The following is a 12,674-nucleotide window of genomic DNA, read 5'->3' as shown; positions in this document are numbered from 1 at the left end:
CGATGGGCGTCAGCCCTGACTCCCGGTCGTCCCGATCGGGCTGTTCTCCAGGACGTCGATCCAACATCCGGCGGCCTGCAGGGACAGCAGCGGAGACACGTCATCGACGGTGTTGCCGCTCACGTAGAGGTAGTCCAGGCCCGTCCACGGCGCCAGGGACGCATAGGACTCGAGCGTTCCCGTGCCGTCGGTGTTGACCTGTCGCTGCAGCCAGAGCCGCTCCAGAAGCGGGAGGTTCGCCGGGCTGGCATCGAACGTGCGCAAGGCGTTGTCGTTGAGGTACAGCCGGGTGAGGGACGGCAGATTCGGCAGCGGACGCACCGTCGGGAGCCTGTTGGCAGCCAGATCGAGCTGGACGAGTCGGGTGTGCCGGCCGCCGGACAACCCGGAGACGTCGCTCAACTGGTTGCCGGCGAGGTTGAGTCGGACAAGGTTCGGCAGGGCCGGCCATCCGGTCAGACCCGAGAGCCGGTTTCGTCCGAGGTCGAGCTCGATGAGCGACGGCAGGGACGGGAGCCCCGACACGCTGGTGAGCCGGTTGTGGCCCAGACCGAGCCAGCCGAGGCTCGGCAGCGCCGGCATCCCGGCCACGCTCGTGAGCGCGTTGCCATCGAGGTACAGCTCGGTGAGGTTGGGGAAGGCCGGCATTCCGGCGAGCGAGGTGATCCCGCGATAGTCGCATGCGAGGTAGCGGAGCCGTTGCAGTTCGGCGGTGGGGATGACGGTGCCCCGGAGCGTGACGTGATCGGCGATGCACGCCCTCAGCCCTGGGTCCTTGACCGAGCCGAGCAGCACGCCGCCGAACCGCACCATGTTGTTGAAGACTTCCTGGGTGACGCGGTAGTAGTACGGCTCTCCGCCGGCCGACGTTCCCGTCTTGATCACGCTGGCCGTCACATAGGTCCGGCACCCGTTGCGGCCCGTGACGTCGGTGTCACAGTCGGTACGCCAACGGCGTCCCTTGTCGTCGGTCCACCTGTAAGACATCCCGCCCCCGGCCACCGCTGTTCCCTGGCGGACGTCGCCGAGCGGGTTGCCGTACCAGAGGCTCCGGGGCGCCTCGGTGTAGGTGAGGTTGTTGAACACCCACCCCGTCGTGACGACGAAGCGGCCGCTGGCATCCTGCGTCACCTGGGTGGCGTAGATGGAGGCCGTGCACCGTTCGACCTGTGAGTAGGGCTCGCACGTCGTGCGCCACTGACGACCGTTGACGCTGTGGGACCCTGGCGTGATGTAGACGTCGACCGCCGCCGACGCGCCCGGCGAGGACACGCCCAGCAGCCCGATCGCCAGAATCGCGGCGAGGAGCAGTCGTAGGCATCTCATCTCGAATCCTTTACCGAGCCGGAGCAGCGTGGGCGTCGACGGGTGGGTGGCCGAAGTCGGTCGGGTCGAGCTCGACGCTCGGCCGGACGGACGGGTGCGCGGACCAGAACGTGGCCACGTCCGCCGCCGACGTCATGTCGCCCAGCAGTGCGACCGTGCCGGGCCCGCCGACCGTGGGCTGCGGCGGGCGGAGCCGGGCCAGGAGCCGGCCGGCCTTGCGGAGGGCCCGTTGTGGGACCGTCAACGGCGCCGGGCGCGCGGCGGGTTGCGGCACGCCCACGACCTCGACGTCCGCGCCGGCCGATCGGGCGAGCGCGATCTGCGGTTCCACCGCCGGCGATCGCCAGGTCCGGCGCGCGAACACCTCGACGCGCTCCGGCGGGGTCGCCGTCGCCCGGGGCGAGTGCGGGGGGGCTCCCCAGGGCTCCACGCCGTAGAGGTCGGCCAACCTGGCACGGACCGCGGCGGGACCGAAACGGGCGTCGAGCTCGGCCCGCGCGCCGTCGAGGTCGAGGGTGCCGAGGTGTTGCTCCAGGTCCGCGACGGCGTCGAGGATCTCGTCGGGTGAGTCGGCGACGTCGATGAAACGGCCGCACAGCCGCATCGTGTCGCCGAGCGCCTCCTCGGGGCCGCCGCTGCGGGTCACCACCACCGGCAGGCCGGCGGCCACGGCCTCGCTGACAGCCAGGTGGAACGTCTCGTAGCGGCTGGGCCCGACCAGCACGTCGAATGCGGGGAGCGCCTCCAGCACGGTCGCCTTGGGGACATTGCTGTGGAAGGTGACCCGGCCGCCGAGCCCGGCCGCCGCTACCGCCTGGGCCAGTTCCGCGCGCAGTGGGCCGTCGCCGAAGAGGTCCAGGCTCGCCCGCGAACGCCCGCTCGCGAACGCCGTGAACGCGGCCAGGAGGCGCCGCACGCCCTTGAGCTCCGTGAGCCCCCCGACGAAGACCCAGCGGTCCAGCGAATCCGGGAGGCCGGCCCTGCGGGGGGCACCGGCGAAGTCCACGGGATTCGGGATCACGACCACCTTGTCGCGATGCTCGGGAAGGTGCTCGAGGAACAGGTCACGCACGGGGCCGCTGACGCACGTGAGCGCGGACGCCCGCTCGAGCACCTCCGCGTAGAGTTCCCGGCCGCTCGGGTCTGCCAGCACCGTACGCGCCTCGCTGGAGTGCTCAGTGACCACCACTCTGGCCCCCGCCGGCGCCAGCCGCGCGGCCACCAGCCCCCCGAAGTAGCCGACATGGCCGTGGAGGACGTCAGCCTCGAAGTCGGGCAGCGCGGCCGCGACGGCGCGGACCGCGCTCTCGGCCCGCTCAGGCACCGACCAGCCGCTGACCAGGACGTGCGGGACCCGCGTGATGCGACCGAAGTCGCCCCGCGCGTCCAGTGCCCCGGCCCGAGCCATGCGGGCCACCACCTCGTCGAATGCGCGACGGTGTGCCTCGACCAGTTCGGCCGGACCTCCGGGCCACTCGACCGAGTTGACCACCCGGACGTCGAAGCCACCTGCTGCGAGGCGGCTCCACTCGGCGACGAAGTTGCCCAGGACGGGATTCCCGAGGGACGGATACCACGGGGTCAGAACACCGAGCTGGCGTCGGCTCATCCGCCCAACCGCATGAACTCTGCTAGCACGTCGGCGGCGCGCCGGCCGTCGTGGAACTCTTCGGCGTACGTGCGGCTCCGCGCGCCCAGGTCTGCGATCCGTTCCGGATCCGAGATGAGGTCGGTCAGCACCGCCTCGAGCGTGTCCGGCGTCGCCCGCACGATCGGGGGTTCGCCCGGGTAGCGTTCCGCGACGCGGTCCGCGAGGTGACCGATCACCGCACGACCGGCGTTCATGGCCTCGACGGCCGCCAGGCCGTAGTCGCCGATCCGCAGCTGATCGATGACGATGTCCGCGCCGAGCACCAGGGCACGGACCTGCTCGTGCGGGATGTCGGTGTCGCGCACGTAGCGGATGAGGCCGCGCGCCTGCAGCTGCTCACAGGCCCGGTCGACGAGGTCCGAGCCCTTGATGGCCTCCTTGCTGGGCACGTGCAGCACGACGGGCGTCTTGCCGTGGGCCATGGGGGGGACCGGGTTGTGCCAGAGCCGGGTGTCGACAGTCAGCGGCAGCCACGTTGCGTCCGGGAGGTAGTCGAAGAGGTCCGCGGTCGTCACGAACACCGGACCGTCGAACGCCAGCACATGGGGAAGCAGGTGGTCGACGCGGCGCTGCAGCTTGTGCGTGAGCTCGGTCATGTCCTCGTCCAGATCGCCGCGGAAGGGTGACCAGGGCTCGAGGCGGGCGTGCTCGCGCGGGTTGCGGATGTCCGAGCCGTGGAAGACGAGTCCCTGCCGGATCCCCTGCGCCGTCAGCCAGTCGGTCTCCTGCCAGAAGTACTTGCCGAGCGCGTTGCCGACGATGGGCCGGCCGGACTCGCTGAGCACGTGCGTGTATCGGTTAATCAGCTTCGCCTTGAGGCGTTCCTGCCAGAAGCGGGTGAGGGCCTGCGTCTGGGTGAACACCTCGTCGGCGGCGTAGTTCTGGGTCGAGTCCAGCTTGAGCCATGCGGAGTCCGCCACGGCGCGCGGGTATTCGCGCATGAGGGCGTGCGCCCACTCCGTTGCCTGTCCGGCGGAGTTGGTGGTGCCGATCCTCAGCCGCGGACGCGGCTCGAAGAGTTCGGAGTCGGACAGGCCCGCCCGCTGGGCCAGCATGTCGCGCCGGATGCTGTACAGCTGCGTCGTCAGGTCGTGCGGGCGGAGTCCCTCGCGGAGTTCAGGGGTGATGACCGCCAGCGAGGAGTCGAGGACGTTGGCGCTGAAGTGCTCGAAGGTGTGCTCGGCGACGAGATCGTCCGTGATCCGCGCCCGGTAGGTGTCGACGTCGCCGAGCAGCTTGGCGGCCGCCTCGGCGAGCGACGTCGGATTGGAATGCTCGAACACCTCGCCGATCCCCAGCCGCGTGACCCGCTCCCCGAGCCACTCCATGTTGGACGTGAGGATGGGCAGACGAGCCTGCACAGACTCGAAGTACTTGTTCGGAGCGGCCCAGTTGTGGTTGCCCACCGGAAGGAACGGGAAGATGGCGGCGGTGGCGGAGGCCAGGTACTCGGCCACCTCATGCGTGGGCGCGAACGGCACGAAGTGCAGCCGGTCCCTGACACCGAGCCGGCGGGCCTGCTCGTCGAGTTCGAGCGTGTAGGAGCTGGGCCGGCGGGCGCCGATGGCCAGGTGCACCCCGGGCAGCTGCGTCAGGGCCTCGACGGCGTCGTGCACGCCGCGGTGGTACGACAGACCCCCCGCGTAGGCCAGCAGTGGCGCCTCGGGGTCGATGTCGAGGAAGTCGCGGATGGTCATCGGCCGCCCCACCTCGGGAAGGTTGCCGATCGGGGCGTTGGGGACCAGAGGCGGCAGCGGGATGTCGTAGGTGTCGCGGAGGAACTCCGCGATGGGCTCGCACACGGTCACGACGGCGTCGCAGTCGCGGATGTGCTCCGCCTCGAGCGCGGGGAAGCCCTGCAGCACGTTCGGGTCGTCGCTGGCCAGGCCGTAGACGTATTCGCGCGCGTCGTACAGCACGGCGACCTTGCGGCCCTGCCCGCGGAACCGGTCGGCGACCCGCCGGGCCAGGTGCAGGAGATGGACGTCGCAGATGATGAGGTCCGGCTGCAGCTCGACCGTCTTGGCGAACATCGCCTCCTCCATGTCGGCGATGAACGGCAGCATGCCCTGCCACGTGCCGGGGTCCGGCAGGGCGCTGGCCTGACGCTGACGGACGCGTTCGGCGAGGCCGCGGGCGGTCCGCTTGGCGCGTGCGGTCGCGCCGTCGACGACGGCGACGGCCTTCAGCACCGGCTGGGGCGGACGGCGGCGCGTGGTCAGGTGGAACGACTTGCGCACGGCCCGGTAGACGAAGCTGAGCCTCTTGTCCGGCTGCCTGCCGAAGGTGAGGAAGTAGGGGATGCCGCTGATCTCGCCCATCGGCGGGATGCCGGTGCCGTAGCCCACCATCGTGACGCGGAAGCCCGCCGCCGCGAGCGCCAGCCCGTTCCGGTGTGCCCGCGCGTCGATCTCGACGTTGTTGGGCATCACGATCACGGCGTGCGGCTGCTGCATCGAGTTTCTCTCTCCGTCAGGCGTCTCGGGGATCCTGCCGGGAGCATATCAGGAGGGTCCTTGCGGCCCGGGGCATCGAAGCGCCCCTCCGAGGTGGCCCGCCCATCCCTCGGCCTACCCCTCGGGACGGTCAACGGCGGCGGCTACAGTGACCCCCGTGTCCAAAGTTCTGACTTCCCTTCCCGTGGGCGAGCGCGTCGGGATCGCCTTCTCCGGCGGCCTCGACACCTCCGTCGCCGTCGCCTGGATGCGCGAGGCGGGGGCCGTGCCCTGCACCTACACCGCCGACATCGGCCAGTACGACGAGCCGGACATCGAGTCCGTGCCCGGCCGCGCCCTCCAGTACGGCGCGGAACTGTCGCGCCTGGTGGACTGCCGGTCCCAGCTCGTCGAGGAGGGCCTGTCGGCGCTCGCGTGCGGCGCCTTCCACATCCGCTCCGCCGGCAAGGCGTACTTCAACACCACGCCCATCGGGCGGGCCGTCACCGGCACGCTGCTGGTGCGGGCCATGGCTGAGGACAACGTCTACATCTGGGGCGACGGCTCCACGTACAAGGGCAACGACATCGAGCGGTTCTACCGCTACGGGCTCATGGCCAACCCGCAGTTGCGCATCTACAAGCCCTGGCTCGACGAGGACTTCGTCCACCAGCTGGGTGGCCGCGACGAGATGAGCCAGTGGCTCACCGAGCGCGACCTCCCCTACCGCGACTCCAAGGAGAAGGCGTACTCGACCGACGCCAACATCTGGGGCGCGACGCACGAGGCCAAGACGCTCGAGGACCTCAACGTCTCGCTCGAGACCGTCGAGCCGATCATGGGCGTCCGGTACTGGGACCCGTCGGTGGACATCGCCACCGAGGACGTCACGGTCCGCTTCGAGCTCGGCCGCCCCGTCGCCATCAACGGCACGCGCTTCGACGACGCGGTCGCGCTCGTCATGGAGGCCAACGCCATCGGCGGCCGGCACGGCCTCGGCATGAGCGACCAGATCGAGAACCGCATCATCGAGGCCAAGTCCCGCGGCATCTACGAGGCGCCCGGCATGGCGCTGCTGTGGATCGCGTACGAGCGGCTGCTCAGCGCCATCCACAACGAGGACACGCTCGCCAACTACCGCTCCGAGGGGCTCCGCCTCGGCCGCCTCCTCTACGAGGGCCGTTGGCTGGACCCCCAGTCGCTCATGCTGCGCGAGTCCATCACCCGCTGGGTGGCCTCCGCCGTCACCGGCGAGGTGGACCTCCGCCTGCGACGCGGCGACGACTACACCATCCTCGACACCCGCGGCCCGCACCTGTCCTACCAGCCGCACAAGCTCTCCATGGAGCGCGTCGAGGACGCCGCCTTCGGGCCCACGGACCGCATCGGGCAGTTGACCATGCGCAACCTGGACATCGCCGACTCGCGCGAGAAGCTCGAACTGTACGCCGCCCAGGGCACCCTGCTGGCCGGGCACCAGGACCTCATCGGCCGGCTCGAGGCGGGCGGCGCCGCCGCGATCGCCGAGCTGGGCGCCACCGGCCCGTCGGACGTCGACGGTGCCGTGGCGGGGTCCTCGATGGAGTCGGGCACCGACTAACCGCGCGCACCGCGACCACTGGACGCCGCCTCCCAGCACGGGGGGCGGCGTCCGCGCAATAGCCGAAAGTTGACGACGTGGCGCGGCGCGGTGAACGGCGGATGAACGGCGAAGTAAACCACGCGTCCGCCCAGCCAGGGCCCAGCACGGACCGCCGAATTTGAGTACCCGTACTCAAATCGCTTGGGTCCGGTACTCAGAGGAATCAGGTATGAGGTCCCACCCTCATAGCGCCTCGGTGGGGGGATTTCTTGGGACCGTTGTCCCTAGCGGGGACTGCTGAATCCCCGCCGGTTCACAGCGAGGGGCAGCCATGACCGAGATCACACCGTGCGTCGTCTACACCAACGTCTTCCTGCATCGTCTACTCGACGACGGAGCGGCACCCACCACGCGCGCCGAGCGCCGCGAACAGGCCATGCTGCGGGCGCAGGCGGCGTCGATGTGCGGGACGTGTCCCCTGCTCGCCACGTGCCTGACCGACGCGGTGACCCGGTTCGATGTGGCCGGGTTCGTCGCGGGTACCACGCGGCGGCAGCGTCAGGAGATCCGCACCCGCCTCGGGATCGAGGTGTCCCAGGAGGATCTCGACGCCATGGCCGGCGTCAGCGCGGGGAGGCAGTTCGACCGACACGAGATCCACCGGCTGCGCACGGCCAACCCGAACCTTCCGCTGAGCATGATCGCCGCCAAGATCGGCTGCTCCGTTTCCACGGTGAAGCGGCACCTGCGGCGGATCGAGCAGGAGGGCGGACTGCCGCATCGCGCTGAGCGCCCGCGCGTCAACGCGGAGCGGGTCCTGGCCGTCGCGGCGGACGTACGCCGCGGCTCCCAGCCCGGCGCCGCGGCCTGAGGGGCGGCCAATCCGCCTGAATCCTTGAAAGGCGGTTCCCGCTCAGGACAGAGTGGAACCATGACCCGAATCGGCTTCCACGCCTCACACGAACAGATCGCCCCCAGCCAGCTGTTGCTGGACGTGCAGCACGCTGAGCGGGTCGGCTTCGACATGGCCATGTGCTCGGACCACTTCAAGCCGTGGTCCGAGCGGCAGGGGCACTCCGGCTACACCTGGTCCTGGCTCGGCGCCGCGCTGGCCACGACGTCGCTGTCCTTCGGCTGCGTGTGCGCGCCCGGCCAGCGCTACCACGCGGCCGTGGTGGCGCAGAAGATCGGCACGCTCGCCGAGATGTTCCCGGGGCGTTTCTGGACCGCCCTCGCCAGCGGCGAAGCCATGAACGAGTCCATCACGGGCGACCGGTGGCCGTCGAAGGATGAGCGGATCGAGCGCCTGGAGGAGTGCGTCGACGTGATCCGCCGCCTGCTCGACGGCGAGGAGGTCAGTCACCGCGGCCACATCGTCGTGGACCGCGCCAAGGTGTGGGATCGGCCGGACGAGGCCCCGCTCCTCATCACACCGGCCGTCTCGGCGGAGTCGGCCGCCCGGGCGGCGGCCTGGGCCGACGGGCTCATCACCGTCAACCAGAGCCACGAGGCGCTGCGCGGCGTCATCGACGCCTACCGCGGGGCGGGTGGCCGCGGACGGATCGCGCTGCAGCTGCATCTCTCATGGGCCCCCACCATGGCCGAGGCGGAGGAGATCGCCTTCGACCAGTGGCGCTCCAACGTCCTCGGGGACCCGCTGTCGTGGGACATCGCGACCGTCGAGGGGTTCGACGCGGCGTCGAAGCACGTCACGATGGAGTCGGTGCACGAGGTCGTGCGGATCTCGGACGACCTGGAACAGCACGTCGACTGGATCCGCGAGTACGCCGCCCTGGGCTTCGAAGACATCTACCTGCACTACGTCGGGCAGCACCAGGGCGCGTACCTCGACGCGTTCGGCGAACATGTCCTCCCCCGCTGCCGGGCAGGAGAAGGCGCATGAGGATCACCGACACCAGCGACCTGTGGTGGAAGAGCGCCGTCGTTTACTGCCTGGACGTGGAGACCTACCTGGACAGTGACGGCGACGGCGTCGGCGACCTGGGTGGGCTGGCGGAGCGCATCGACTACCTCGCCCAACTCGGCATCACCTGCCTGTGGCTGATGCCGTTCTATCCCTCCCCTGACCGGGACGACGGCTACGACGTCAAGGACTTCTACGGCGTGGACCCCCGCCTCGGCAACCACGGCCAACTGGTCGAGGTCATCCGGACGGCCCACGACCGCGGCATCCGCGTCATCGCCGATCTCGTCGTCAACCACACCTCGGACGAGCACCCGTGGTTCGTGGCGTCCCGTCGGAGCACGACGAACCAGTACCGCGACTACTACGTGTGGCGCGACACCGATCCGGGCGACACGTCCGCGGAGGTCGTCTTCCCGGACGAGGAGGACTCCATCTGGACCAAGGACGACCGCACGGGCAAGTGGTACCTGCACCACTTCTACGCCCACCAGCCGGACCTCAACCTGGCCAATCCGGATGTCATGGACGAGATCCTGCGCACCGTCGGCTTCTGGCTCGAGCTGGGCATCGACGGGTTCCGGGTCGACGCCGTGCCGTTCCTGATGCAGAACGCCCACACCACCGGCACCCGGACCATGACCGTCGATCCGCACGACGTCATCAAGCAGATCCGGGCCTTCATGCAGCGCCGCCGCGGCGACGCGGTCCTCCTCGGCGAGGTGAACGTCCCCCACGAGGAACAGCTGAAGTTCTTCGGCGGCGACGTCGGCGACGAGCTCCAGATGATGTTCGACTTCATCGGCATGCAGGCCGCCTACCTGTCCCTGGCCAGGGAGGATCCCGCGCCGCTGATCAAGGCCATCCAGGACCGCCCGCAGATCCACCCCACCTGCCAGTGGGCCACGTTCCTGCGCAATCACGACGAGTTGACCCTCGACAAGCTCTCCGACGAGGAGCGGCAGGAGGTGTTCGACGCGTTCGGCCCCGACCCCGACATGCAGCTCTACGGACGCGGACTCAAGCGCCGCCTCCCACCGATGCTCGGCGGGGACCCGCGCCGCGTCCGGATGGCCTACAGCCTCATGTTCTCGCTTCCGGGCACGCCGACGCTGTACTACGGCGAGGAGATCGGCATGGGCGAGGATCTGGCCGCGCCGGGACGCATGGCGGTGCGGACGCCCATGCAGTGGGGCCCGGGACGCAACGGGGACTTCTCCTCCGCCCCGCCGTCGCGGCTCATCCAGCGCGTCGTGCCGGACGGCTACGGCCCCACGCACGTCAACTTCGCGGACCAGGAGCACGACCCCGACTCGCTGTGGGCGTTCATGCGTGAGCTGATCAGCATCCGCCGCCGGCGCCCCGAGCTGGGCTGGGGCGACTTCGAGGTCATCGACACGGGTGAGCCGGCCGTGCTGGCGCATCGGGTCACGCTGCCCGACTCCGCCGTCGTCACGGTGCACAACTTCAGCGCCGATCCCGTCGCGGTGTCGCTGTCGGGGGCGTTGACGGAGGAGGACGTCGTCGAGGACCTCCTCGACGGGGAGGCGACGGTGGTCCACCGCGGCGACCTGCAGGTATCCCTCGAGGGCTACGGTTTCCGCTGGTACCGGGTGCGACCCGCTGCCGGCTGAGCGGCGTCAGATGGCGTCGGCCATCCTCGGCGGGAACCACTGCTCAAGCTCGTCGACGGTGCCGAGGTCGGCGAAGTTGCCGGTCACGGCATCCGCCGCGGCCTTGACCTCGTCGGGGGCGTCGCCCATCGCGACGCCCCGCCCGGCCCACTCCAGCATCTCGATGTCGTTGCGGCCGTCGCCGATGGCCAGCACTTCGGCGGCGCGGACGCCCAGCTCGTCGCACACGATCTGCAGCCCGTGCGCCTTGTCGACGCCCATGGGCGCGATGTCGAGCCAGGCGGACCAGCCGATGAAGTAGGCCACCTCGTGCAGTCCGAGCTGGCTCACCATGCCGTTGAACACCTCTTCGGAGCTGTGCGGGTCCCGCACGATCACGCGTGACACGTCGCGAGAGGCGAGCTCGTCGATGGTCTCGATGCTGACGTCGCCCAGCAGTTCGCCCTCCGGGAAGGGGCGGTTGACCCGCCAGTGCAGCCCGTCCTGGACGGCGATGCAGGCGGTGGGCGCCAGCTCGGCCACCCGGTGCACGGTCTCGGCAGGGTCGAAGCGGGTCTCGTGGCGCACCTCGAAGGGCGGGTAGGTCACCACCATCGCCCCGTTCGACGACACGGCCCACCCCCGCGGCAGCCCGAGCTCCTCGAAGACCGTCTGAGTCGACAGCCACGAGCGGCCCGTCGACAGGACCACGGGCACGCCGGCGTCGACGACGCGCCGGACGGCGGCGTGCACCTCTCGGGGCATCTCACCGAACGGGTCGACGAGGGTGCCGTCGATGTCCAGCGCCACGAGTCGAGGGGTGAAGCTCATGACAGGGCCAGCACCTCACGCCCGCCCAGGTACGGCCGCAACGCCTCAGGCACCCGCACGGATCCGTCGGCGAGCTGGTGGTTCTCCAGCAGCATGATGATGATGCGGGTCATGGCGCACAGCGTGCCGTTGAGGGTCGCGACGGGGCGGACGCCGTCGGCGAAGCGGGCGCGGATCTGCAGGCGGCGGGCCTGGAACTCGGTGCAGTTCGACGTCGAGGTCACCTCCCGGTAGCGCTGCTGCGTGGGGAGCCAGGCGTAGCAGTCGAACTTGCGGGCGGCGGACAGGCCGAGGTCGCCGGAGGCGACGTCGAGCACCTGGAACGGGATCTCCAGGGCCGCCAGGAAGTCCTTCTCGTAGCCCAGCAGCCGGTCGTGCCAGGCCTCGGCGTCCTCGGGGGCGCAGTGGACGAACATCTCCACCTTGTCGAACCAATGCACCCGGAAGATGCCGCGGGTGTCCTTGCCGTAGGAGCCCGCCTCACGACGGAAGCACGGCGAGTAGGCGACGTACTGCCGGGGCAGGGTGTCGGCGTCGAGGATCTCGTCGGCGTGGTAGGCGGCCAGCGCCACCTCGGAGGTGCCGACCAGGTAGAGGTCGTCGGCGGGCAGGTGGTAGACGTCCTGCGCCGCCTGACCGAGGAAACCGGTGCCCTCCATGGCCGAGGGCTTGACCAGCGCCGGGGGGATCATCGGCGTGAAGCCCCACTCGGCGGCCTTCGACATGGCCAGGTTGAGCAGGGCCATCTCGAGCTGGGCGCCGACGCCGGTGAGGACGTAGAACCGCGAGCCGGAGATCTTGGTGCCGCGCTCCATGTCGATGGCGCCGAGCAGCTCGCCGATCTCGAGGTGGTCGCGGGGCGCGAAGCCCTCCGCCGCGAAGTCTCGCGGGGTGCCGACCGTCTCCAGCACGACGCCGTCGTCCTCGCCGCCCTCCGGGACGCCGTCGAGGACAAGGTTGCCCACCTGCTTCATAAGGTCGGTGAAGGCGGCCTCGGCGGCGTCGGCGTCGGCCTGCGCGGTCTTGACGTCGGCGGCGAGCTGCTTAGTGCGCTCGAGCAGCACGGCGCGCTCGTCCCCCTTGGCCTTGGCGACGTCCCGGCCGAGGTTCTTCTGCTCGGCGCGCCTGGTCTCAAAGGCGACGATCGCGGCGCGGCGGGCTTCGTCGGCGGCGATCAGCTCGTCGACGAGCTCGACCGAGGCCCCGCGGGCCGCCTGCGAGCGTCGGACGCGGTCGGGGTCGGTGCGCAGCCACTTCGGATCGATCATGGCCCCAACCTTACCGACGATGCGCCCGTCTCCCCGTGCGCCCG

The 12,674-nt window shown here is 70.2% G+C and carries 9 protein-coding genes; 4 read left to right on the top strand and 5 right to left on the bottom strand.

Going from position 1 to position 12,674, the window contains the following annotated elements; genetic code table 11:
* Positions 1 to 9: 9 nt before the first annotated feature.
* Genes ACFQPD_RS05940 through ACFQPD_RS05930 form a run of 3 tightly spaced genes read right to left on the bottom strand, consistent with a single transcriptional unit; the run spans position 10 to position 5,433 of the window.
* Positions 10 to 1,326: a leucine-rich repeat domain-containing protein gene (locus ACFQPD_RS05940; protein WP_385899410.1), complete on the bottom strand. Its 1,317-nt coding sequence runs from the start codon at positions 1,324 to 1,326 to the stop codon at positions 10 to 12.
* A 10-nt stretch (positions 1,327 to 1,336) separates the two neighbouring features.
* Positions 1,337 to 2,935 (bottom strand): glycosyltransferase, encoded by a 1,599-nt coding sequence (locus ACFQPD_RS05935; RefSeq protein ID WP_385899408.1) that lies wholly within the window; start codon positions 2,933 to 2,935, stop codon positions 1,337 to 1,339.
* Positions 2,932 to 5,433, bottom strand: coding sequence for a glycosyltransferase (locus ACFQPD_RS05930; protein ID WP_385899406.1), 2,502 nt, complete (start codon positions 5,431 to 5,433; stop codon positions 2,932 to 2,934). The genes ACFQPD_RS05935 and ACFQPD_RS05930 overlap by 4 nt, the downstream gene beginning before the upstream one ends.
* A 148-nt stretch (positions 5,434 to 5,581) precedes the next feature.
* On the opposite strand from ACFQPD_RS05930, the gene argG reads away from it, so the two are divergent.
* From argG to ACFQPD_RS05910, 4 genes are all read left to right on the top strand, one after another.
* Complete coding sequence (gene argG, locus ACFQPD_RS05925) at positions 5,582 to 7,012, top strand: argininosuccinate synthase (protein WP_385899405.1); 1,431 nt, start codon at positions 5,582 to 5,584, stop codon at positions 7,010 to 7,012.
* 313 nt (positions 7,013 to 7,325) lie between these two features.
* Positions 7,326 to 7,865, top strand: coding sequence for a WhiB family transcriptional regulator (locus ACFQPD_RS05920; RefSeq protein ID WP_068751724.1), 540 nt, complete (start codon positions 7,326 to 7,328; stop codon positions 7,863 to 7,865).
* 60 nt (positions 7,866 to 7,925) lie between these two features.
* Positions 7,926 to 8,897 (top strand): TIGR03885 family FMN-dependent LLM class oxidoreductase, encoded by a 972-nt coding sequence (locus tag ACFQPD_RS05915; protein ID WP_385899402.1) that lies wholly within the window; start codon positions 7,926 to 7,928, stop codon positions 8,895 to 8,897.
* Positions 8,894 to 10,552, top strand: coding sequence for an alpha-amylase family protein (locus tag ACFQPD_RS05910; protein ID WP_385899399.1), 1,659 nt, complete (start codon positions 8,894 to 8,896; stop codon positions 10,550 to 10,552). The genes ACFQPD_RS05915 and ACFQPD_RS05910 overlap by 4 nt, the downstream gene beginning before the upstream one ends.
* A gap of 6 nt (positions 10,553 to 10,558) precedes the next feature.
* On the opposite strand, the gene ACFQPD_RS05905 is transcribed toward ACFQPD_RS05910, so the two are convergent.
* Together ACFQPD_RS05905 and serS are read right to left on the bottom strand one after the other, a co-directional pair.
* Positions 10,559 to 11,362, bottom strand: coding sequence for an HAD family hydrolase (locus tag ACFQPD_RS05905; protein WP_385899397.1), 804 nt, complete (start codon positions 11,360 to 11,362; stop codon positions 10,559 to 10,561).
* Positions 11,359 to 12,630: a serine--tRNA ligase gene (serS, locus tag ACFQPD_RS05900; protein WP_385899394.1), complete on the bottom strand. Its 1,272-nt coding sequence runs from the start codon at positions 12,628 to 12,630 to the stop codon at positions 11,359 to 11,361. Before serS ends, ACFQPD_RS05905 begins: the two co-directional genes overlap by 4 nt.
* Positions 12,631 to 12,674 lie beyond the last annotated feature (44 nt).

Source organism: Tessaracoccus sp. O5.2 (assembly GCF_964266725.1).
GTDB classification, from domain to species: Bacteria; Actinomycetota; Actinomycetes; order Propionibacteriales; family Propionibacteriaceae; genus Arachnia; species Arachnia lapidicapta.
Note: the sequence above shows the minus strand (reverse complement) of the source record. Positions and strands in the feature narration are given on the sequence as shown.